Origin of the sequence: Serinicoccus chungangensis, assembly GCF_006337125.1 — a bacterium.
In the GTDB taxonomy this organism is placed as follows: Bacteria; Actinomycetota; Actinomycetes; order Actinomycetales; family Dermatophilaceae; genus Ornithinicoccus; species Ornithinicoccus chungangensis.
Map to the genome: position 1 here is coordinate 2,869,846 of NZ_CP040887.1, position 21,089 is coordinate 2,890,934.

At 73.3% G+C, this 21,089-nt stretch carries 24 protein-coding genes, 3 tRNA genes and 1 other RNA gene; 15 read left to right on the top strand and 13 right to left on the bottom strand.

The window, feature by feature from the left end:
* Position 1: 1 nt before the first annotated feature.
* From FHD63_RS13185 to FHD63_RS13205, 5 genes are all read right to left on the bottom strand, one after another.
* A complete protein-coding gene (locus tag FHD63_RS13185; RefSeq protein WP_139722426.1) occupies positions 2-385 on the bottom strand; it encodes a sterol carrier family protein in 384 nt (127 codons plus the stop codon).
* Entirely contained in the window at positions 385-1,626 is a 1,242-nt protein-coding gene (locus tag FHD63_RS13190; RefSeq protein ID WP_139722427.1) for an arginine deiminase, read from the bottom strand. Before FHD63_RS13190 ends, FHD63_RS13185 begins: the two co-directional genes overlap by 1 nt.
* A gap of 73 nt (positions 1,627-1,699) precedes the next feature.
* An RNA gene (gene ffs / locus FHD63_RS13195) (signal recognition particle sRNA small type) lies at positions 1,700-1,796 on the bottom strand.
* Positions 1,797-1,911: 115 nt separating this feature from the next.
* Positions 1,912-1,999: transfer RNA gene (locus tag FHD63_RS13200), tRNA-Ser, on the bottom strand.
* Between the two features lie 78 nt (positions 2,000-2,077).
* Positions 2,078-3,688: a helicase HerA-like domain-containing protein gene (locus tag FHD63_RS13205; protein ID WP_139722428.1), complete on the bottom strand. Its 1,611-nt coding sequence runs from the start codon at positions 3,686-3,688 to the stop codon at positions 2,078-2,080.
* Between the two features lie 24 nt (positions 3,689-3,712).
* On the opposite strand from FHD63_RS13205, the gene FHD63_RS13210 reads away from it, so the two are divergent.
* The 4 genes from FHD63_RS13210 to FHD63_RS13225 are packed head-to-tail and all read left to right on the top strand — an operon-like array spanning position 3,713 to position 5,459.
* Positions 3,713-4,024 carry a type II toxin-antitoxin system VapB family antitoxin gene (locus FHD63_RS13210; RefSeq protein ID WP_139722429.1) on the top strand — a complete coding sequence of 104 codons (312 nt, stop codon included), beginning with the start codon at positions 3,713-3,715 and terminating at the stop codon, positions 4,022-4,024.
* Between the two features lie 28 nt (positions 4,025-4,052).
* Positions 4,053-4,571 (top strand): LytR C-terminal domain-containing protein, encoded by a 519-nt coding sequence (locus FHD63_RS13215; protein ID WP_139722430.1) that lies wholly within the window; start codon positions 4,053-4,055, stop codon positions 4,569-4,571.
* Positions 4,568-5,047, top strand: a complete 480-nt coding sequence (locus FHD63_RS13220; protein WP_158296780.1) for an SRPBCC family protein — start codon at positions 4,568-4,570, stop codon at positions 5,045-5,047. Before FHD63_RS13215 ends, FHD63_RS13220 begins: the two co-directional genes overlap by 4 nt.
* Positions 5,048-5,102: 55 nt before the next feature.
* Positions 5,103-5,459, top strand: a complete 357-nt coding sequence (locus FHD63_RS13225) for a hypothetical protein (RefSeq protein ID WP_202978382.1) — start codon at positions 5,103-5,105, stop codon at positions 5,457-5,459.
* A 70-nt stretch (positions 5,460-5,529) separates the two neighbouring features.
* Here FHD63_RS13225 and FHD63_RS13230 read toward each other — a convergent pair whose 3' ends face one another.
* Complete coding sequence (locus tag FHD63_RS13230; RefSeq protein ID WP_139722432.1) at positions 5,530-7,476, bottom strand: cell wall-binding repeat-containing protein; 1,947 nt, start codon at positions 7,474-7,476, stop codon at positions 5,530-5,532.
* Positions 7,477-7,662: 186 nt separating this feature from the next.
* Between FHD63_RS13230 and FHD63_RS13235 the strand changes: the two genes are divergently transcribed.
* Positions 7,663-8,070, top strand: coding sequence for a DUF4190 domain-containing protein (locus tag FHD63_RS13235; RefSeq protein WP_139722433.1), 408 nt, complete (start codon positions 7,663-7,665; stop codon positions 8,068-8,070).
* Between the two features lie 81 nt (positions 8,071-8,151).
* Here the strand turns inward: FHD63_RS13235 and FHD63_RS13240 are convergent.
* Both FHD63_RS13240 and FHD63_RS13245 read right to left on the bottom strand, forming a co-directional pair.
* Positions 8,152-8,238, bottom strand: a tRNA-Ser gene (locus FHD63_RS13240).
* A gap of 49 nt (positions 8,239-8,287) precedes the next feature.
* The gene (locus FHD63_RS13245; protein WP_139722434.1) at positions 8,288-8,794 is read right to left on the bottom strand and encodes a nucleoside deaminase; all 507 of its coding nucleotides are present in this window, start codon (positions 8,792-8,794) and stop codon (positions 8,288-8,290) included.
* Between the two features lie 17 nt (positions 8,795-8,811).
* Here FHD63_RS13245 and upp point away from each other — a divergent pair, with 17 nt between their 5' ends.
* Complete coding sequence (gene upp, locus FHD63_RS13250; protein WP_139722435.1) at positions 8,812-9,450, top strand: uracil phosphoribosyltransferase; 639 nt, start codon at positions 8,812-8,814, stop codon at positions 9,448-9,450.
* Positions 9,451-9,458: 8 nt separating this feature from the next.
* Positions 9,459-10,661 carry an aminotransferase class I/II-fold pyridoxal phosphate-dependent enzyme gene (locus FHD63_RS13255; RefSeq protein WP_139722436.1) on the top strand — a complete coding sequence of 401 codons (1,203 nt, stop codon included), beginning with the start codon at positions 9,459-9,461 and terminating at the stop codon, positions 10,659-10,661.
* A 41-nt stretch (positions 10,662-10,702) separates the two neighbouring features.
* Here the strand turns inward: FHD63_RS13255 and FHD63_RS13260 are convergent, their stop codons facing one another.
* Positions 10,703-11,635 (bottom strand): EamA family transporter, encoded by a 933-nt coding sequence (locus FHD63_RS13260; protein ID WP_238705669.1) that lies wholly within the window; start codon positions 11,633-11,635, stop codon positions 10,703-10,705.
* A gap of 56 nt (positions 11,636-11,691) precedes the next feature.
* Between FHD63_RS13260 and FHD63_RS13265 the strand changes: the two genes are divergently transcribed.
* From FHD63_RS13265 to FHD63_RS13270, 3 genes are all read left to right on the top strand, one after another.
* On the top strand, positions 11,692-12,189 hold the full coding sequence (locus tag FHD63_RS13265) for a MarR family winged helix-turn-helix transcriptional regulator (protein WP_238705670.1): 498 nt from the start codon (positions 11,692-11,694) through the stop codon (positions 12,187-12,189).
* A 136-nt stretch (positions 12,190-12,325) separates the two neighbouring features.
* Positions 12,326-12,496, top strand: a complete 171-nt coding sequence (locus tag FHD63_RS16115; protein WP_165368457.1) for a hypothetical protein — start codon at positions 12,326-12,328, stop codon at positions 12,494-12,496.
* A gap of 14 nt (positions 12,497-12,510) precedes the next feature.
* On the top strand, positions 12,511-13,305 hold the full coding sequence (locus tag FHD63_RS13270; protein WP_202978383.1) for a PH domain-containing protein: 795 nt from the start codon (positions 12,511-12,513) through the stop codon (positions 13,303-13,305).
* Between the two features lie 86 nt (positions 13,306-13,391).
* On the opposite strand, the gene FHD63_RS13275 is transcribed toward FHD63_RS13270, so the two are convergent.
* Positions 13,392-14,015, bottom strand: coding sequence for a YgjV family protein (locus FHD63_RS13275; RefSeq protein WP_139722437.1), 624 nt, complete (start codon positions 14,013-14,015; stop codon positions 13,392-13,394).
* A 47-nt stretch (positions 14,016-14,062) separates the two neighbouring features.
* Here FHD63_RS13275 and def point away from each other — a divergent pair, with 47 nt between their 5' ends.
* Complete coding sequence (gene def / locus FHD63_RS13280; protein ID WP_139722438.1) at positions 14,063-14,632, top strand: peptide deformylase; 570 nt, start codon at positions 14,063-14,065, stop codon at positions 14,630-14,632.
* An 11-nt stretch (positions 14,633-14,643) separates the two neighbouring features.
* The gene (locus FHD63_RS13285; RefSeq protein ID WP_139722439.1) at positions 14,644-15,579 is read left to right on the top strand and encodes an alpha/beta hydrolase; all 936 of its coding nucleotides are present in this window, start codon (positions 14,644-14,646) and stop codon (positions 15,577-15,579) included.
* Between the two features lie 99 nt (positions 15,580-15,678).
* Here FHD63_RS13285 and FHD63_RS13290 read toward each other — a convergent pair whose 3' ends face one another.
* A complete protein-coding gene (locus tag FHD63_RS13290; protein ID WP_174964946.1) occupies positions 15,679-17,085 on the bottom strand; it encodes a sugar porter family MFS transporter in 1,407 nt (468 codons plus the stop codon).
* Positions 17,086-17,216: 131 nt separating this feature from the next.
* Here FHD63_RS13290 and FHD63_RS13295 point away from each other — a divergent pair, with 131 nt between their 5' ends.
* The 3 genes from FHD63_RS13295 (at position 17,217) to FHD63_RS13305 (ending at position 20,111) form a co-directional block, all read left to right on the top strand.
* The gene (locus tag FHD63_RS13295; RefSeq protein ID WP_139722441.1) at positions 17,217-18,416 is read left to right on the top strand and encodes a pyridoxal phosphate-dependent aminotransferase; all 1,200 of its coding nucleotides are present in this window, start codon (positions 17,217-17,219) and stop codon (positions 18,414-18,416) included.
* Positions 18,413-19,375, top strand: coding sequence for a 2-hydroxyacid dehydrogenase (locus tag FHD63_RS13300; RefSeq protein ID WP_139722442.1), 963 nt, complete (start codon positions 18,413-18,415; stop codon positions 19,373-19,375). Before FHD63_RS13295 ends, FHD63_RS13300 begins: the two co-directional genes overlap by 4 nt.
* Positions 19,376-19,436: 61 nt before the next feature.
* Positions 19,437-20,111, top strand: a complete 675-nt coding sequence (locus FHD63_RS13305; protein ID WP_139722443.1) for an AIM24 family protein — start codon at positions 19,437-19,439, stop codon at positions 20,109-20,111.
* A gap of 66 nt (positions 20,112-20,177) precedes the next feature.
* Here the strand turns inward: FHD63_RS13305 and FHD63_RS13310 are convergent.
* Together FHD63_RS13310 and FHD63_RS13315 are read right to left on the bottom strand one after the other, a co-directional pair.
* Positions 20,178-20,250: transfer RNA gene (locus tag FHD63_RS13310), tRNA-Arg, on the bottom strand.
* 54 nt (positions 20,251-20,304) lie between these two features.
* Positions 20,305-21,060 (bottom strand): sulfite exporter TauE/SafE family protein, encoded by a 756-nt coding sequence (locus FHD63_RS13315; protein ID WP_139722444.1) that lies wholly within the window; start codon positions 21,058-21,060, stop codon positions 20,305-20,307.
* Positions 21,061-21,089 lie beyond the last annotated feature (29 nt).

The following is a 21,089-nucleotide window of genomic DNA, read 5'->3' on the forward strand; positions in this document are numbered from 1 at the left end:
CTCAGCGCAGCGGGAGGTATGCCGTGAGGTCGGCCCGCTGCCCCGACGCCCGCACCGCGCCGCTGGCCGTCGCCTTGGCCCAGGTGGTCCGTCCGGTCGCCAGGTCGAGCCACGTCTGCGGGTCGGTCTCGACCACGTTGGTGGGGGTCCCGCGCGTGTGCCGCGGGCCCTCGACGACCTGCGCCGCGGCGTACGGCGGGATCCGTACCTCGACCGACCGGCCGGGGGCGCGCTCGACGAGGTCCTCGAGCAGGTAGCGCACGGCGGTGGCGAGCTGGCTGCGGGAGACCTCCGCGGTGGGGCCCGTCCCGCCGGCCCGCGCGGCCTCCCAGGCCGCGAGCGCCTGCTCCCCGGCGGCCGGGTCAACCCGTCGACGGGCGGGCATCAGGTCAGCGGGTCCCGCTCGACGGGGCAGGACATGCAGCGCGGGCCGCCCCGCCCGCGGCCGAGCTCGGAGCCGGCGATCTCCAGCACCTCCACCCCCTGGTCGCGCAGGTAGGCGTTGGTGACCGTGTTGCGCTGGTAGCCCACGACGACCCCGGGCTCGAGGGCGAGCACGTTGCAGCCGTCGTCCCACTGCTCCCGGGCGGCCGCCCGCGGGTCCTGCTCGGCGGCCAGGACGCGCACCGAGTCCAGGCCGAGACCCCGCGCGACGACCTGCATCATCTGCTCCGGCTCGTGCCGCTCGATCTCCAGGCGCAGCTCGCCGGTCGAGGCGTCCTGGTCCCCGGCGGTGATGGTCCAGGACGTGAGGTCCGGCAGCCCGAGGTAGCGGGTGAACGTCTGCTCGTCGAGCATCGTCATCACCGTGTCGAGGTGCATGACCGCGCGGGCCTTGGGCATGTCCAGGGCGACCACCCGCTCGGCCTGGCCGGAGCCGAGGAGCCCGCGGGCCAGGCGCTCCACCCCGGTCGCGGTGGTGCGCTCCGAGAGGCCGACGAGGACCATCCCGTTGCCCGGCACGAGGATGTCGCCCCCCTCCGCCGTCGCGGGGCCGTCGTCGACGCCGTGGCTCCACCACTGCATCCCGGCCTCGGCGAACATCGGGTGGTAGCGGTAGATGGCGTCGTAGTGCACCGTCTCCCGGCGACGCGCCTTCTTGTGCATCGAGTTGACGGCCACCCCGCCGTAGGCCCATGCGGAGGTGTCGCGGGTGAAGAGGTGGTTGGGCAGCGGCGCGAGCACCGAGTCGTGCAGGCCGAACTGGTCGATGACCACCGAGTTGGGGCTGCCGATGCGCTCGAGGACCTCGGCCTTGGTGATGCCGCCGATGAGGTGGGTGGTGAGCTCGGCGTCGTCCATGCCGTCGAACATGGCGCGGAGGTCCTCGGCCGCCTGGGGGCCGACGTGCCGCTCGTCCAGCGAGTGGGCGAGGACGTGGGCGCGCGCCTCGGGGACGGCCAGCGTCTCGCGCAGCAGCGCGTCGAAGTGGTGCACCACGACCCCCCGCTCGCGCATGACCTGCACGAAGTAGTCGTGCTCCTCCTGCGCCTTCTCCACCCACAGGATCTCGTCGAAGAGGTAGCGCTCCTTGTTGTCGGGGGTCAGGCGGTGCATCTCCAGCCCGGGGCGGTGCACGATGACCTGCCGCAACCGGCCGACCTCGGATCCGACGTGGAACGGCATGGCGTGTCCTTTCGCAGGGGTGCGGACATCCTGCCACGGGGGAGGGACACCGCGGGCGCGACGTCGGCAGGGCATGAAGAACCCCTCGCGCACCTGGAAGAGCCCGATTGCCCTTGCTGCATTCCTGCCCTGGGGGAGTTCACCGAGGTACCACCGCACGAGGGGTCCGGGGAGCAGTCTAGGTGCTCGTCCCGGTGTGGCCAAGACGGCCCCGCTCCCCCGGCCCACCCCGGCACGCGGAAGGCCCCGGTCACCGGTGGAACGGTGGCCCGGGGCCTCGCCGACTGGCGGAGGATGGGGGATTTGAACCCCCGAGGGTTTTATCCCAACACGATTTCCAATCGTGCGCACTAGGCCGCTATGCGAATCCTCCGCGTAGCAGGGTACCCGAGGCGGTCCGGGCGACCCAAACCCGCGGCGTCCGGTGCGCCAGCGCGCGCGTCCGGTGCGGTCAGCGGCGGCGGGTGCCGAAGACCGAGCGGGTGATCTCGCGCCCGATGACGGTGCCCGCCGAGCGGAGCATCGACCGGAACGCGCCGGAGGACACGACCTGCTCGAGCACGCCCCCGTCCGTGTCCTCGCGCCGCCCGCCGTCACGTGAGCCGCGACGACCTCCAGCCGGTGCCGTCTCGGGGTCCTGGGCGGCCCGCTCCCGCGCGGCGACCTCGTCGGCCTCCTGCTGCTCCGCCGCCCGCGTCGCCGCCTCCATCCGCGCGGCGAGCATCTCGTGCGCGGACTCCCGGTCGAGCGCCTCGCCGTACCTGCCGGACAGGGAGGACCCGGCCACCGCCGTCCGCACGACCTCCTCCTCCGAGGGGCCGATCCGCGCCTGCGGTGCCCGGAGCATGGTGCGCGCGACGGGGGTGGGCGCGCCCTCCTCGGAGAGGACGGTGACGACCGCCTCGCCGGTGCGCAGCGAGGTCAGGACCTCGCCGAGGTCGTAGTCGCTCGTGGGGAAGGTCGACACGGTGGCCCTGAGCGCCTTGGCGTCGTTGGGCGTGTGCGCGCGCAGCGCGTGCTGGACCCGGTTGCCCAGCTGCGCGAGGATGGCGTCCGGCACGTCCGTGGGGGTCTGCGTGACGAAGAAGACGCCGACGCCCTTGGACCGGATGAGGCGCACCGCCTGCTCGACGGCGTCGAGGAAGGCGTCGGAGGCGTCGTCGAAGAGCAGGTGCGCCTCGTCGAGGACGAAGACCAGCGTCGGCCGCTCCGGGTCGCCGACCTCGGGCAGGTCCTGGAAGAGCTCGGCCAGCAGCCACATGAGGAAGGTGGAGAACAGCACCGGCCGGTCCCGCACCCCGGGCAGCTCGAGCAGCGTGATGACGCCCGCCCCGTCGGCGGTGGTGCGCAGCAGGTCGGCGGTCTCGAACTCCGGCTCGCCGAAGAAGACGTCTCCCCCGGCCGCGGACAGCCCGATGAGCTCGCGCAGGATGACTCCCGCCGTCGACGTGGCGATGCCGCCGAGCCCCTTGAGGTCCGCCCGCCCCTCGTCGGAGATGAGGTGCTGCGTGACGGCGATGAGGTCCTTGAGGTCCAGCAGCGCCAGCCCCTGCTGGTCGGCCCAGTAGAAGATGAGCCCCAGGCTGGACTCCTGGGTCTGGTTGAGCCCCAGCACCTTCGACAGCAGCGTCGGCCCGAAGCCGGTGACGGTGGCCCGCACCGGGTTGCCCACGCCGTGCCCGCCGAGGTTGAGCAGCTCGACCGGGTATGCCCTGGCCTCCCACTCCTGGTCCAGGTCGGCCATCCGCTCCGCGACCTTGCCCCCGCCCTCGGCCGCGGTGGCCAGCCCGGTCAGGTCGCCCTTGACGTCGGCGAGGAAGACCGGCACCCCGGCGTCGGAGAGCTGCTCGGCGAGCACCTGGAGCGTGACCGTCTTCCCGGTGCCGGTCGCCCCGGCGACCAGGCCGTGGCGGTTCATCGACCCCAGCGGCAGCCGGACGACCGCCTCGCCCACCACCTCGTCCCCGTCCGTGCCGACCGCGCCGCCCAGCGTGATGCTCGGCCCGGCGAAGGCATAAGCCTCCCGGATGCGGTCGACCTGGCTGCTGCTCTGCTCGCTCACCCCCCAGACTCTAGACTGCGCGGCATGATTTTCAAGGGCGTCGGGGACGAGCAGCCCTACCCCCCGCACGGCCTGGACGAGCCCGGTGACTGGGCCCATCTGCCACCCCGGATGCTGCGGCTGGACGACCTGGTCACGACGCGCTCGCAGCTGGACCTGAGGGCGCTGCTGTCCTCCGACTCCACCTTCTACGGCGACATCTTCTGCCACGTGGTCCGGTGGCGGGGCACCCTCTACCTCGAGGACGGCCTCCACCGCGCCCTGCGGGCCGCGCTGCAGGGCCGACCCGCCGTGCACGGGCGTGTCCTCGACCTCGACGGCACGGCGACTCGCTAGCCTGCTGCCCTTCGGGAAGGACTTCTGCGTGGGATACGTGCGCACCGCCGGCATGTCGACGGCCGCCCGCCGGGCACGTCGTCGCGCCGCCATGGTCATGGCGGCGCTGCTCGGCGTCCTCGTGCTGGCCCTGGTCCTGGCGATGGCCTCCATGCAGGGCTGGTTCGGGATGGGCGGCGACGCCGACGAGGCCCCGGCGACCGTGGCCGCGCCGACCCCCACGCTGGCCACGGAGGACGTCGTGGTCAACGTCTTCAACTCCACCGGCGTCGGCGGGCTGGCCGGGCGGGCCAGCGAGGGCCTGCAGGCGCGCGGGTTCACCGTCGACGGGGTGGACAACTCGGGTGCCGACCTCGAGGGCCCCGGCCAGATCATCCACGGCCCGTCCGGGCTGGAGGGGGCGCAGCTCCTGGCCGAGGCGCTGCCCCAGGAGGTGGAGCTGGTGCAGGACGAGCGCGAGGACGCGACGCTGGACCTCGTGCTGGGCGACGCCTGGGAGGACCTGCCCGCCCCCGAGCAGCCGGAGCAGACCGGGGACGGCCGGTGAGCGGGCAGCACGAGGTCCACGCCGAGCGCCGGGTCGAGGCACCCCCCTCCGCGGTCTGGGAGGTCATCACCGACCTCGAGCACGCGCAGGAGCGCCTCTCCCAGGTCACCGACCTGCACCTCATCACGACCGGCCCGTATGCCATCGGCACCGGTTGGCGCGAGACGCGCCGGATGATGGGCGCCTCGGACACCCAGGAGATCTGGGTGGTCGACAACGACCCCGAGCTGCGCACCGAGACCGAGGCGCGCTCCGGCAACACCACCTACCGCACCGTGATGACGCTCGAGCCGCTGGCGGAGGCCGACGCCACCCTGCTCTCCGTGCACTTCAGCGCCAGCACGCCGGACCCCCGTGCCCTCCAGCGCCTGGCGCTGCGGGTCGTCGGCCCGCTCGGGCTCAAGCTGACCGAGAAGGCACTGCGCACCGAGCTCGACGACATCGCCGCCGCCGCCCAGGAGCTCCACGCCCGCTGAGGCCCCCTGTGGACAACCTCGGTGGGGCCGTGCCGGCCGGCCCTAGGTTCGGTCCATGGACAGCCTCCGAGCACCCTCACCGCCCCTGCGTCACCCGCCGCCCCTGGAGGACTCCTGTGCTCCTGCACCACCGGGACATCCCTGGGGACCGCCGGGCTACCAGCACCCGCGCGGCACCACGTCCCTGGTCCTCGGCCTGCTGGCGGTGACCGTCTGCACCCCGATCGGGCCGTTCGCCTGGGCGATGTCCCGGCGGGCGCTCAGGGAGGTGGACGCCGCGCCCGTCGTGGTCACCAACCGGGGCCAGCTGGTCGCCGGCCAGGCCCTGGGGGTCGTGGCGACCGCGCTCCTCCTGCTGGTGGTGGTCACCGTCGTGGCCGCCGTGGTGGGCGTCCTGGTCCTCGGGCTGTAGGCGAGGCCCCACGGGTCGCGGCGGCCCCGGCCTGCCGGCCGGTCGCACCACCGACGGACACCGACGGGGGCTACCGGCCGGTGTCGACGAGCCGCGCCTGCCGGAGGGTCACCGCCTGGATCGCCGCCGGGCCGCCGAACGCACCGACGTAGTCGGGGCGGCGCAGCGCCAGGGCCTGCCCGGTCTCGGTGGGCAGGCCGTCCGGACGCACCAGCAGCATGGGGCTGCTGACCTGGCCGGCGAGGGCGCCGCCGGCGAGGGCGTCCGGCCAGTTGCGGCCGGTCGCGACGAAGGCCACCTGCTGCGCGGTCGGGATCCGCTGCGAGACACGGGAGGCCACGACGTAGCGGTCCTTGCCGTCGAGCCGGCGGATCGAGGTGGCCGAGCCGAGACCGGCGCGGAGCTGGCTGATGACGTCGCCGGACACCGCACCGGTGCCCCCCAGCACGACGACCTCGTCCGGCCGCAGGTAGCGCAGGGCGCCCATCACCTTCGCGGGCACCTCGTCCTGCCTGGTGAGCAGCAGCGGCGAGCCCTCGTAGGCCGCGGCCGCCCCGCCCGTCAGGCCGTCCGGCCAGTTCTGCCCCGTCGCCAGGTAGACCGTGGAGCCGCCCTGCTCCCAGAAGGAGGAGGCGACCGCGCCGGACACGGCGTAGCGGTCGGCCCCCGTGACGCGCTCCACCCCGTCGGCGTAGCGCAAGAGCTGGTCGGTCACCCCCTTGGTCACCGCGCCGGTGCCCCCCAGCACGATGACCCGCCGCGGGTCCAGGGCCTGCAGGGCCCGCACGGTGGAACCCGGCAGGCTGTCCTTGCGGGTGAGCAGCACCGGGCCGCCCAGGACGCCCGCGAGCGCGGAGCCGGACAGGGCGTCGGGGAAGTTCTGGCCCGAGACGACGACGACCGTGTCCGCACCGTCGGCCCAGGACGCGGCGATGTTGGCCGCGACGGCGTAGCGGTCGGTGCCGCTGATCCGCTCGACGACGGAGTGGCGCTGGTAGCCGGTGGCCGTGGTGGTGCTGTCGGACAGGTGACGTCCCGACCAGGTGAGGACCGTGAGCGCGGTCGCCCACACGTCCCCGTCGGCGTGCTCGAAGAGCTCGGGCAGCGCGCCGTCGGCGTGCTGCTGCTGCAGCAGCCAGGTCATCGTGGCGTCGCGCCGCGCCGGCTCGTCGGCATACGTCCCGGCCATGGCGAAGCTCTGCTGGGCGAGGGCGTTGAGCCCCACGGGCAGGTCCTCGGCGAGCACCGGTGCGCCGCCGCGGGACAGGACCAGGTAGTCGCGCGCGCCGAGCCCGGTCGCCCGCGCCGTGCGCATGGTGTCGACGCTCGCCATGGCCTGGGGCGTGACCGCGGTGGACCACCCCTCGACGCCGCCACCGGACCTGATGCCCGCGGTCACCGGGTCGGCCGCCCGGGTGACGGCGTCGACCGCGGCCTGCGGGACGGTGCCGCCGCTGCGGGTCAGCCCGATGACGCAGACGCCGGTGGTGAAGACCCAGCCGTCGCCGCACCGGCCGTCGGCCAGCTCGGACCGCAGGGCGGCCACGAGGTCGACACCCCCGAAGGACCGGGGGTTGCGGCCGGCGACGTCGACCGCGATCGCGGTGAGCCCGAGCACCACGGGGTCGGCGGCCGCCGCGGGGGCGCGGCGCTCCAGCTGCCCGGTGAGGCGCTGCAGGTCGGCGGCGTGCTCCGGACCGGCCGCCCCCAGGGCGATGATCGTGAGGGCCAGCTCGTCGCTCGTCATCCGGCCGGTGCCGGCCTGGGCGGTGAGCCAGGCGGCGCCGCGGTCGGCGGCGGCGGCCAGGTCGGCGGCCCGCACGGCGTCCGGCGCCTCGGGCGTCGTCGACGCGTCCGACGGGGCGGGCACCTCGACGGCGGGGGCCGCCGGGAGCAGCAGCGCGCCCGGCCGGCCCTGCGCGTCCTCCGACGGCTCGGCGACGGCCACGAGGGGGGAGGCCAGCAGGCCCGCAGCGAGCGCCGTGACCAGGGTGCGGCGCAGGGGACGACGGAGCATGGTGGCTCACTTCCGGGGACGAGACATGCGGCCCACCTGGGACGAGGGGGCGGCCCTCCGGGGACGAGGGAGGGCGGCGTGAGCATAACGCGGGAGGAGCTCACGAGGCTAGAGCTGTCTGAGAGGTTTCTGTGACGGACGTGTCGCGTCCAGGTGGCTCCGAGGGCGTCCGGGTACCCTCGCGGGATGTACCGCTTCGAGCCGCCACCGACGCCGCAGTTCGGCGGTGGCTCCGAGCCAGACGACCCGTACGCCGAGGCCCGTCCGCGGCACCCTCGCCCCTCGACTTCACGCCACGCCCCGGCGTCCGCTGCCTCCCGCCCGTGGGCGTCCCCCGCCGCGCCGGCTCCTCCGCGGGCGGCGCCGGCCCTCGTGCTCGGCATCCTGTCGGTCTGCGGGTTCGCGTTCCTCGGCCCGCTCGCCTGGGTCGTGGCGCACCGGGCGCTGCGCGAGATCGACCGGTCGCACCGACCGGTGCGCCACCGCTGGCAGTTCGTCGTGGCGCAGGCCCTGGGGGTCGTCGGTTCCTGCGTGCTCGCGCTGTGGGGCCTGGGGCTCGCGGCCCTCGTCGCGCTGGGGATCATCCTGGGCTGAGCCCGTGCGCCTCCGGGCTGGAACGGAAGAACCCCCGGACGGACGGTCCGGGGGTTCTCGTGTCGATCCATGATGACACCGCGGTGGCGGTGGGATTTGAACCCACGGTGGACTTGCGCCCACACACGCTTTCGAGGCGTGCTCCTTAGGCCGCTCGGACACGCCACCGCCGACGAGGCTACCTGACGAGCCGGGCCCGGCCCAAACAGTCGCCCCCTCAGCGTCGGTCGGCGAAGAACGCGGTGAGCAACGCCGCGCACTCCTCCTCCAGGACGCCGCCGACCACCTCGACCCGGTGCAGCGAGCGTCGGTCGCGGGGCAGGTCCCACACCGACCCGCACGCCCCGGCCTTGTCGTCCCAGGCCCCGAAGACCACCCGGTCGACCCGCGCGAGCACGGCCGCCCCGGCGCACATCGCGCACGGCTCCAGGGTCACGACGAGCGAGCACCCCTCCAGCCGCCAGGACCCCAGGGCGCGGCCCGCCTCGCGCAGCGCGACGACCTCAGCGTGCCCGGTCGGGTCGTGCTCGAGCTCGCGCACGTTGCGCCCCCGCCCGACCACCCGCCCGGTGGTGTCGACGACGACCGCCCCGATGGGCACGTCACCGGACTCCCCCACCGCCCGCGCCTGCGCGACCGCCTCGGCGACCCAGCCGGGATACCTCCCCGGGCCCCACGCCGCGCCCGGCAGGGGCGCGGGCGGGGTGTCGGGCACGTCGGTCACGTCCTAGAGTCTGGCGTATGCGCGTCCTCGTTGCCGACCACCCGCTCATCGCCCACAAGCTGACCTACCTGCGCGACCGGAGGACCGACACCCCGACCTTCCGCCGCCTGGCGGACGAGCTGGTGACGCTGCTCGCCTACGAGGCCACCCGCGAGGTGCGGGTCTCGCCGTTCGAGATCGAGACGCCGGTGGCGGCCACGACGGGCATCCACCTGGCCACGCCCAAGCCGCTCGTCGTGCCGATCCTGCGGGCCGGGCTGGGGATGCTGGACGGCATGATGCGGATGCTGCCGACCGCCGAGGTGGGCTTCCTGGGGATGGTCCGCAACGAGGAGACCCTCGAGGCGCACACCTACGCCAACCGGCTCCCCGACGACCTCGACAAGCGGCAGTGCTACGTCCTCGACCCGATGCTCGCGACCGGGGGGACGCTCATCGCGGCGATCCGCTACCTCGTGGAGCGCGGCGCCGACGACATCACGGCGATCACCCTGCTCTCGGCGCCGGAGGGGATCGAGAAGGTCCAGGCCGGTCTGGCCGACGTCGAGCCCCCCATCACCCTGGTGACCGGCGCCATCGACGAGCGGCTCAACGAGCAGGGCTACATCGTGCCGGGGCTCGGCGACGCCGGCGACCGGCTCTACGGCGTGGTCTGAGGGCCGGTATGCCGCCGCCCCAGCCCGCGGACGCGCTTGCCCGGTCGCGCGGGGCGCGGGTCTCGACCCGGTCGGCGGTCGAGCCCTTCCACGTCATGGAGGTGCTCAAGGCAGCGGCGCTGCGGCAGCGCACCCACGGCGACGTGCTCACGCTGTGCGCCGGGCAGCCCTCCACCCCGGCACCGGCCGTGGCCCGGGCCGCCGCCATCGAGGCGCTGGACGCCGACGTCCTGGGCTACACCGAGTCGACCGGCATCCTCCCGCTGCGCCGGGCCGTCGCGGAGCACCACCGGGAGACCGCCGGCATCGAGGTCGACCCGGACGACGTGGTCGTCTTCCCCGGCAGCTCGGGCGCCTTCACCACCCTCTTCCTCGCCGCCTTCGACGCCGGGGACCAGGTGGCGATGACGCGGCCCGGCTACCCGGCATACCGCAACAGCCTGGCCGCCCTGGGCTGCGAGGTGATCGAGCTGGACTGCGGCCCCGACACCCGCTTCCAGCCGACCGTGGCCATGCTCGAGGCGCTGCCCGCGCCACCCGCCGGTCTCATCGTGGCCTCCCCCGCCAACCCGACCGGCACCGTCGTCGACGCCGACGAGCTGGCCGCCCTGGCACGGTGGTGCGAGGAGCACGGGACGCTGCTCGTCAGCGACGAGATCTACCACGGGCTGAGCTACGGACGGCCGACCGCGAGCGCCTGGGCGACCTCGCGCGAGAGCGTCGTCGTGGGCTCGGTCAGCAAGTACTTCTCCATGACCGGCTGGCGGGTGGGCTGGCTGCTCGCCCCGCCCGCGCTGCGCCGCCCGCTCGAGGTCCTCACCGGCAACCTCAACATCTGTCCTCCGGCCATCGGTCAGCACGCCGCGATCGCGGCCCTCGGCCCGGGCGCGCGGGAGGAGCTGGACGCCCACCGGGAGCGGTATGCCGCCACCCGCGAGCTCCTGCTCCGGCGGCTCCCGGAGGTCGGGCTGCAGGACTACGCCCCGCCGGACGGCGCCTTCTACGCCTGGTGCGACATCGGGCACCTCACCGACGACTCGGTCGCGTGGTGCCGGGCGCTGCTGGACGACTGTGGCGTGGCCCTCACCCCCGGCGTGGACTTCGACACCGTGCAGGGCCACCGCAAGGTGCGGCTCAGCTTCGCCGGCTCGACGCAGGAGGTCGCCGAGGCGCTCGACCGCATGGCCGCCTCGCCGCTGCTGCGCGCCTGACCTCTCCTCCCTGCGCGGCCGGGTGTCGACCGTGGCTGGCCTCACCCAGACCGGGCGTCGACCGTCCTGACGGCAGGGGCCACCGGCTCCACCGCGTGCGGGACCCGCGGACGACACTGGCCGGCCAGCGCCCCGGCGAGGGCGAGACCGACCCCGACCAGCTGCACGGTGCCGAACGGCTCGGCCAGCAGCGCCACCCCGAGCCCGGTCCCGACCACCGGGTTCACCAGCCCGAGCAGGGCGGTCGACCCCGCGCTCATCCGGGTCAGGCCGGTGAACCAGCACACGTAGGCCACCGCCGTGCCGACCACGCCGAGGTAGGCGTAGGCACCTGCCGCCGCGGCGTCCACCGGTGGCGGCGCACCCTCCACCACCCAGGCGACCGGCAGCAGCACCAGCCCTCCGGCGAGCAGCGTCCAGCTCGTCATCGGGAGCAGACCAGCCGGTGACGGCCACCGCTTGACGAGCACGAACCCGAGCGCCGAGCTGACGACCGCGCCGACCGAGGCGGCCAGACCCACCAGGTCCACACCACCCGGGACCTCCGCCGCCAGCAGCGCCACACCGCAGACCCCGACGACACCTCCGACGACCTGCCACCGCCACGGTGGCTCCCGGAGCAGCAGCCAGGCCAGACCCATCACCACGAGCGGCGACAGCGCGGTGGTGGTCGCCGCCAGCCCGCTCGGGAGCCGATAGGCGGCCACGAAGAGCAGGGCGAAGAACAGCCCGATGTTGAGCACCCCGAGGATCGCCGCGCGCCACCACCACGACCCGCGGGGCAGCCGACGCGTCAGCACGAGCAGCAGGAGCCCGGCCGGCAGGGCCCGGACCACCGCCGAGAAGAGCGGTCGCCCGTCGGGGAGCCACAGCTGGGTCACCGCGTAGGTCGACCCCCACGCCACCGGCGCCACCAGGGTGACGAGGACGAGGGCGATGCGCGGGAGCGGCGGCGGCAGGATTTTGTCTTCCACGGAAGACACTATATTTTCCTCGGAAAAGATCTGCAACAGGCCGCTAGGATCGGGCTGTGACGGACAGCGACCCGGTCGACGCGATCCTCGAGCAGTGGCGCCGCGAGCGCCCGGACCTCGACCCCTCCCCGATGGGGGTCATCGGCAGGATCAGTCGGCTGGGCGACGAGCTCGACGCCCGGTTGCGCCCGGTCTTCGCAGCCAGCGGGCTGGGTGAGGGCGAGTTCGACGTGCTGGCCACGCTCCGCCGCAGCGGACCGCGGGCCGAGCTCACCCCTGGCGAGCTCACGGCGTCGATGATGGTGACCTCGGGCGCCGTGTCCAAACGGCTCGACCGCCTGGTCGGGGCGGGACTGGTGCGTCGCCGCAGCAGCGACGAGGACGCGCGGTCACGACTGGTCTCCCTCACCGCGCAGGGCCGCGCGCTGGTCGACGCGACGGTCGAGGCGCACCTGGCGAACGAGGAACGTCTGCTCGCCGGGCTCTCGCGCGAGGAGCGTCACCAGCTCGCCGACCTGCTCCGCAGACTCACGCTCTCGCTCCCGGCGGGGTGACGGCGTCCGGGAGCACGGCGCCGGCGCGGGGTCGACGGGCACGACACGCATGAGGTCGCGAGGCTCGGCATACCCCACCACATCTGCCACACTGGCACCAGACCCGTGTCCACCTGTCCAGCGAAAGGCACCTGACATGCCGTCCACGGTCAAGAAGGTCCTGCACTGGCTGCTGTGGGGCTTCCTCATCTACGCCGTCATCACCAACCCCGACCGCGCCGCGGACATCGTGCGGGCGGTCTGGGACATCATCAGCCAGGGCTTCCTCAACATCGGCCGGTTCTTCAACCAGCTGATGGGGGTCTGAGCCGTCGAGGCTGCGTGACCGCCCACCCGTCGACCGCGCCCCGCATCAGCCGGCGGGTCGCCAAGCGCTACCTGCTCACCGACGAGCGGGTGGTCGTGTCGACCCGTTGGCACTGGGCCACACTCCTCAAGCCGGGGTTCGCCGTGGCCGTCGCCCTCTTCCTCACCCTGTGGGTGGCGGCGTCGGTGACCGAGCCGGCGGCGACCGGCATCGCGTTGTGCGTGCTCGCGGTCGTCTGCGCCTGGGCGGCGTGGCAGGTGCTGGAGTGGCGCTGCGAGTGGTTCATCGCGACCGACCGCCGGCTGCTCAAGACCTACGGCCTCATCACCCAGCGGGTGGCGATGATGCCGCTGGTCAAGGTCACCGACATGAGCTACGACCGCACCATCGCCGGTCGGCTCCTGGGCTACGGCCGCTTCGTCATGGAGTCCGCCGGCCAGGACCAGGCGCTGAGCCACATCGACTACATCCCGCAGCCGGACGCGAAGTACCAGGCCATGTGCGAGACCATCTTCGGCCGCGACGTCCGCGACCCGGGCGAGGACGACGACGGGTGGGACGACGAGGGGTATGCCGACGCCCCGGCCCCCGACCCCCGCGACGCGGGCCGGCGCTCGTGGGGCCAGGGCCAGGGCCACGACCGCGCGGGAGCGGGACGCCCGGTGACCGGGGAGCAGCGCCAGTGGGAGCCGGTCGACCCGGGCCAGCTGCCGTCGGACTGGGACTGGGAGGGTGAGACCCCCGGCTCCCGCCGGGCCCCCGCGCGGCGGCGGGTCGCGGTCGACCCGGACCCCACTCCCCTGCGCTGACGCCACCACCCCGCTCCCCGCACAGGACGCACGGTCAGACCGCACCAGACGCGCCACCAGACCGCACCAGACGCGCCTGGCGACCGTCAGCCGCCCGCCGGCACCTCCAGCTCGAACCTGTCCCCGTGCGGGCGGAAGCCGATCCGCTCGTAGTAGGGGTGCTGCATCCCTGCCGGCGAGAGCACCCGGGTGAAGCCGCGGCGGGAGAACAGCCCGGACTCGCGGTACACGAACTCCCCCGGCGAGAAGTCGCGGTGGCTGGGGGTGACCCAGTCGAGGACGACCTCGGCGGTGCCCTCGCCGGCGTCCCGCGCCAGGACCACCCCGACGGTCTCGTCACCCTGGAGCACGAGGAAGGCCGAGTGCTCGGCCGCCGGCTCGTGCTCGAAGCCCGGGTTGTAGCGCGCGATGTCCTCGCCGTGGACCGCCAGCACGTGCCCCAGGTAGCGGTCGTCCGGCTCGACCTCCAGGACGGTGTAGGCGTCGGCGTCGTGCCGGCTGCGCAGCATCCGCCACAGGTAGACGACGTTGATGACGGCGAGCACGACGTTGAGCCCGACCATCGGCCATACCCCGACGACCGCGTTGTAGCCGATGAGGACGACGCAGCCGACCAGGTTGATCCACCGCAGCCGCAGCACCCGCGTCTGCAGCAACGACACCACCAGGATGGTCGAGCCGACCCAGCCGAGGACCTCGATCCAGTTCATCCAGGCAGGGTAGGGGGTCGGCGCGCGGCAAACCTAGAATCACCCTCATGGCAGTCCGACCCATCACCGTCATCGGCCACAAGGCCCTGCACACCCGCACCAAGAGAGTGCGCGAGATCACCGACGAGGTCCGCACCCTCGTGGACGACATGTTCGACACGATGGCCGCGGCGGAGGGCGTCGGCCTGGCCGCGAACCAGGTCGGGGTGCGGCTGCGCCTCTTCGTCTACGACTGCCCCGTTCCGGGCGAGGACAACGCCCGCGGGGTCGTGGTCAACCCGGTGCTCGAACGCCTCGGCAGCCCCGCGCCGCTGGACGACGAGGAGGACGGCGAGGGCTGCCTCTCGGTCCCCGGTGAGTGGTTCCCGCTGGCCCGTCACCCGCGCGCCCGGGTGACCGGCACCGACCTGGACGGCAACGAGGTCGTCGTCGAGGGGGACGGCCTGCTCGCCCGGTGCCTGCAGCACGAGACCGACCATCTCGACGGCTACCTCTACGTCGACAAGCTCACCGGCCCGGTCAAGGCGGAGGCCCGCGAGGCGGTCAAGGACCGTGGCTGGGCCGCCGACGGCATCGTCCGCTGGGACCCGTCGGCCACCACCGCCGACGAGGTCTGAGAGCCCCGGGTATGCCCGCCGCCCCGGTCCTCGACCGCCGCACCCTGCTCGCCCTGACCGGGGGGCTCTCGCTGGCGGCGTGCACGGGCGGCCAGCAGGGCTCGGGACCGGGAGACGGGTCGACGGGCGCCCCGGGCGCGAGCTCCTCCCCGACCGCCGCAGCGGGGTCCGGGCCGTCCACGGCTGGGCCCCTGCGCCCGGGCCGGGTCGGCTACGGCGACCACCCCTCGCAGTGGGCCGAGTACCAGATGCCCGAGGGCCCGAGCCGGGGCACGGTCGTGGTCCTGCACGGAGGGTTCTGGCGCGAGGCCTACGGCGCCGACCTCGGTGAGCCGCTCGCGGCCGACCTGCTGGGTCGCGGCTGGAGCACGCTCAACGTGGAGTACCGCCGCGTCGGCGGGGGTGGCGGGTACCCGCAGACCTTCGACGACGTGCATGCCGCGCTCGAGCTGCTCGGCACGGGCGACGAGCGCCGCGGGGACGGCTCCGCCGACGGCCCGGTCGTCACGCTCGGGCACTCGGCCGGTGGGCACCTCGCGGCCTGGGCCGCCGGCCGGCTCGTGTCCGGTCCGTGGCAGGGCCGTGTCTCGGTGACCCACGTGCTCTCCCAGGCCGGCGTGCTGGACCTGGGCACGGCATACCGCGAGCGCCTGGGCTCCGGCGCGGCCCGGGACCTCGTCGGCTTCGGTCCGGACGACCCGCGCTTCGCCGCCCTGGACCCGACGCGCCAGGTCCCGGTCGCCGCGCCGGTGTGGGCGCTGCACGCCCCGGACGACGAGCAGGTGCCGATCAGCCAGTCGCAGGGGTATGTCGCGGCAGCCCGGGAGGCGGGGGGCACGGCCGAGCTCGTCGAGGTCACCGGCGGCCACTTCGACCACATCGACGTCGCCACCGACGCCTGGGCGCAGGTCGTCGCGCTCCTGGACGGCATCAGCCCGCCCCGCTGAGCGATCCCCGACCTCTCCTGCGCAGCAGGTGCTCCTCCGCGGTGAGGCATCACGGCAGAGGAGCACCTCCTGGGGAGGAGTCCGCCCAGCGCTGCGGCGTCAGTCCATGTCCTCCAGCTCGCGGCCGTTGGTCTCCGGCACGAACTTCAGGACGAAGAAGAAGCTGAGCAGGGCGCAGAGCGTGTAGAAGCCGTAGGCGAAGCCCAGCCCCAGGTCGGCCATGGCCGGGAAGCTCGTCGAGATGACGAAGTTGGCCAACCACTGCGCGGCCGCGGCGACACCGAGCGCCGTGGCGCGGATGCGGTTGTTGAACATCTCGCCCAGCAGCACCCAGACACCCGGGCCCCACGACATGCCGAAGAAGACGACGAAGGCGTTCGCGGCGATGAGCGCGACGAGGCCGGTGCTGTCCCCGAGCTGGGGAGAGCCGTCGACGACGGGGGCGTTGGCGAAGATCCACGCCATCGTCCCGAGCGAGACGAACATCCCCGCCGACCCGATCGTGAGCAGCACCCGCCGGCCGATCTTGTCGATGAGCGCGATGGCGATGACCGTGACGACGATGTTGGTCAGCGAGGTGAGGACGGTCTGGGTGAGCGCGTCCTCCTCGGTGAAGCCGACCGCCTGCCACAGCGTCGAGGAGTAGTAGAAGATGACGTTGATCCCGACGAACTGCTGGAAGACCGAGAGCCCGATGCCGATCCAGACGATCGGGAGCAGCCCGCCGCCGGACTTCACCAGGTCCGTCAGCGACGCCTTGGCCTCCCGCCGCACCGTCCGCTGGATCTCGGTGATCCGGTCGGCGATGCCGCGCATCATGACCCGGCCCAGGACCTCGCGGGCCTCGTCGACGCGGCCGAGGGTGACGAGGTAGCGCGGCGACTCGGGGATCGTCGTGGCCAGCACGCCGTAGGCGACGGCCGGGATGATCTCGGCCCAGAACATCCAACGCCACGCGGTGCTGCCCCACAGGGCCTCCGCGGAGCCGCCCGCGACGCCGGCGAGGAAGTAGTCCGAGAGCAGGGCGATGAAGATGCCGCTGACGATGGCCAGCTGCTGCAGCGAGCCCAGCCGGCCCCGGATCGACGCGGGGGCGATCTCCGCGATGTAGGCGGGCGCGATGACCGACGCGGCGCCCACGCCGAGACCCCCCACCACCCGCCAGAGGATCATGTCGACCGGGCCGAAGGCGAAGCCGGACCCGATGGCCGAGATGGTGAAGAGCGCCGAGGCGAGCATCATGACCCGGATCCGGCCCAGACGTTCGGCCAGCCGGCCGGCGGCATACGCCCCCGCCATGCAGCCGAGCAGCGCCGAGCTCACGACGAAGCCGGTGAGGACCGACCCCATCTCGAAGTCGCCCTGCATGGCGGTGACCGCGCCGTTGATGACGGCGGTGTCGAAGCCGAAGAGGAAGCCGCCCAACGCGGCCACCGAGGCCAGGAGGATCGCCTTCCCGAGATAGTAGTCCCGCTCCCCGATCTGCACCTGCGACTGTCCGCTCATGTCCACCACCCTTTCGGTCGTCATCCTTGACGCAACGACACCCGCCAGTGTGCACCTCCGACCGCCGACGCACCACGCGACGCGCGATACGGTGGTCCGGTCTCGTCGCTCGACACACAAGGACGTGGGGTATGAAGCTCGCCTCCAGGCTCGACAACCTCGGCACCGAGACCGCGTTCGCGGTCGCCGCGGCCGCCGCCGACTGGAAGGCGCAGGGCCATGAGGTCTTCCCCTTCCACCTAGGCGACCTCGACTTCCCGCTGGCCGGGCACATCGTCGAGGCGATGAACGCCGCCATCGCGGACGGGAGGACGGGCTACTGCCCGGGCCCCGGCATACCGGAGCTGCGGGAGGCCCTGGCCGACGACATCGGGTCCCGACGGGGGATGACGTTCGGCCCCGAGGAGGTGACCGTCATGACCGGCGGCAAGCCGGTCATCACCAAGTTCCTCCAGGCGGTGATGAACCCGGGCGACGAGGTGCTCTACCCCAACCCCGGCTTCCCCATCTACGAGAGCCAGATCGAGTACCTCGGCGGCCGCGGACGGTCCTACCGCTACCTGCCGACCGACGACGGCTTCCGGATCGACCTGGACCAGGTCCGCGACGCGATCACCGACCAGACCGTCGCGATCATCTACAACGACCTGCAGAACCCCATCTCCGCGGAGTCGACGGACGCCGAGCGCGAGGCGATCGCCCAGCTCGCCATCGAGCACGACCTGTGGGTGCTGTCCGACGAGGCCTACTTCGAGATGCGCTACGAGGGCACGTCGACCTCCATCGCCAGCCTGCCGGGCATGCGCGAGCGCACGTGCATCCTCTACACCTTCTCCAAGAAGTTCGCGATGACCGGCTCCCGCCTGGGCTGCGCCGTCGCCCCGCCGCCCATGGGCAAGGTCTTCTCGACGATGAACACCAACGACGAGTCCTGCACGACCCACTACGTCCAGTGGGCGGGCATCGCGGCCCTCACGGGCACCCAGCAGCCGGTGGCCGACATGCTCGCCACGCTGAAGGGGCGCCGGGACGCCGCGTGCGAGATCGTGGCCGAGACCCCGGGCATGTCCGTCGAGACGCCGCGCTCGACGTTCTACCTCTTCCCGGACGTCACCGAGGCGGTCCGGCTCGTGGGGGCGCGCGACGTCGGCGACTTCGCGCAGCAGGCCCTGCACGCGACCGGGGTGAGCTTCTGCACCCGCAACCACTTCGGTCGCCCGCAGCCCGGGGAGGACCGCAGCTACATCCGGTTCGCCTACTCCGGCCTCCCGGAGGAGAAGATCCGTCGCGGCCTGGGCGGGCTGCGCGAGTGGATCGGCAGCCACGCGTGAGCCGGGTCGTCGTCACCGGCCGCATCCCCAAGCCGGGGCTGGACATCCTGCGCCGGGGCGGGCACGAGGTCGACGTCTGGGACAGCGAGGAGCAGCAGCCGCGCGAGCAGCTGCTCGAGCAGGTCCGCGGCGCCGACGCGCTGCTCACCCTGCTCACCGAGCAGGTCGACGCCGAGCTGCTGGACGCCGCCGGCCCGCAGCTGCAGGTCGTCGCCAACGTCGCGGTGGGCTACAACAACGTCGACGTGCCGGTATGCCGCGAGCGCGGCGTCGTGGCGACGAACACCCCCGGGGTGCTCACCGAGGCGACCGCGGACATCGCCATGGGCCTCATCCTCATGGCGACCCGCCGGCTCGGTGAGGGCGAGCGGGTCATCCGCTCCGGCACCCCCTGGCAGTGGGGCATGTTCTACCTGCTCGGGTCGGGGCTGCAGCGCAAGACGCTCGGCGTCGTCGGGCTCGGCGGGATCGGCGCGGCCACGGCCCGCCGGGCCCGGGCGTTCGGCATGAACGTCCTCTACTCCTCCCGCTCCCAGGCCCCGCGCGAGCTGGAGCTCGAGCTGGGGGCGCACCGGGTGGACCTGGACACCCTGCTCGCCGAGAGCGACGTGCTCTCCCTGCACTGCCCCTACTCCCCCGCCACCCACCACCTGCTGGGCGCCGAGCAGTTCGCCGCCATGAAGCGCACCGCCTACGTCGTCAACACCGCCCGCGGCCCGGTCATCGACGAGGCGGCGCTGGCGCAGGCGCTGCAGGAGGGGCAGATCGCCGGTGCCGGGCTGGACGTCTTCGAGGACGAGCCGCAGGTGCACCCCGCTCTGCTGGAGTGCGAGAACGCCGTCCTGGTGCCGCACCTCGGGTCCGCCACCATCGAGACCCGGACCGCGATGGCCACGCTGGCCGCGGACAACGCCGTGGCCGTGCTGGCCGGCGAGGAGCCCCCCACGCCCATCCGCTGACCGGGCCCGAGGGCCAGGCGACGGGGGTGCGCCCCCGGGCCCGGGCCGGTAGCATCTCGTCATGCGAGGACAGCTGCTGGAGCAGGCGGAACGCCACGGCGAGCCGGGGCGGTTCACCCTGCAGAACCCCCGGATGCTCAAGGTCGACCTCAGCGGCACGGGAGGGTTCTTCTACGCCATGCAGGGGTCGATGGTCGCCTACCAGGGTGACGTCGACTTCTCCTACGAGGGCGCGGGCGGGGCCGCCAAGCTCTTCAAGAAGGCGTTCACCGGCGAGGGCATGTCGCTCATGAAGGTCTCCGGGAGCGGCGACGTGTTCCTCGCCAAGGACGCCGACGAGATCTTCGTGCTCGAGCTCGAGGACGAGCAGGTCACCGTGAACGGCAAGAACGTCCTGGCGTTCGAGAGCAGCCTGAGGTGGGACATCAACCGCGTGGAGGGCGCCTCCATGCTCAGCGGTGGCCTGTTCAACACGACCTTCAGCGGCTCGGGGATGATCGCGGTGCTGGCCCACGGCGACCCGGTGGTGCTGCAGGTCGACGCCCCCACCTTCGTCGACATGCAGTCGGCCGTCCTGTGGTCCGGCGGCCTGCGGTCCTCGGTCCGCAAGACGGCCCGGCTGGGCGCCGTCGTCGGCCGGGGCTCGGGCGAGGCCTACCAGCTCGCGCTGAGCGGGCAGGGCGTGGTCGTCGTGCAGGCCTCCGAGGGGCACCCCCCTCCGTCGAGCAGCAGCTGAGCCCCCGGCATGAGGACGGCCCCCACCGCATCCGGTGGGGGCCGTCCTTATCTGTCTCAACCAGAGCGCGCCCGAAGGGATTCGAACCCCTAACCTTCTGATCCGTAGTCAGATGCTCTATCCGTTGAGCTACGGGCGCTGGCGATCCACAACTCTAACGGATCGGCGCGCAGCACTCCTAATCGCCCGCCGGTCAGACCAGGCCCATGACCTCCTGCCCCAGCACCAGCACCCCCATGACGAGCACGAACCACCCGAAGGCCACCCGCAGCCGGTCCGGGTGGACCCGCGACACCAGCCGCCCGCCGACGAGGGCCCCCGCCACGGCCGCCACCGTGACGACACCCGCGGTCCCCCAGTCGATGCTCACCGAGGACAGGTAGCCCGCGAGCCCGGCCCCGGACTTCATGGCGATGACCACGAGCGAGGTGCCCACCGCCACCGGCATCGGCAGCCCTCCGAGGAGCACCAGCGCCGGCACGACGAGGAAGCCGCCGCCCGCACCCACGATGCCGGTGACGAAGCCCACCACCAGACCCTCGCCGACGACGAGCGCCCACGGCCCGGAGCCGTGCCCCGCGCTCGGCGCGGGCCCGGGCCGCCGGCGCAGCATCGCCCAGGCGGTGGCGAGCATCATGAGGGCGAAGGCGAGCAGCAGCACCGTGCCCGGCAGGAACGCCGCGACCCGGCCGCCGAGGTAGGCACCGACCATGGCGAAGGCCCCGAAGGTCAGCCCGGTGCGCCACCGCACCCGGCCGGCCCGGGCGTGGGCGAGGGTGGCGACGGCGCTGGTGACCCCGACGACCAGCAGCGACGTGGCGATCGCCTCCTTGGCGTCCATGCCCGCGACGTAGACCAGGAGCGGCACCGTGAGGATCGACCCGCCACCCCCGAGCAGGCCGAGCGACAGGCCGACGAGGACGGCGAGGGCGGCGACGAGGACGATCACGGCACCAGCATATATACCCCCGGGGGTAT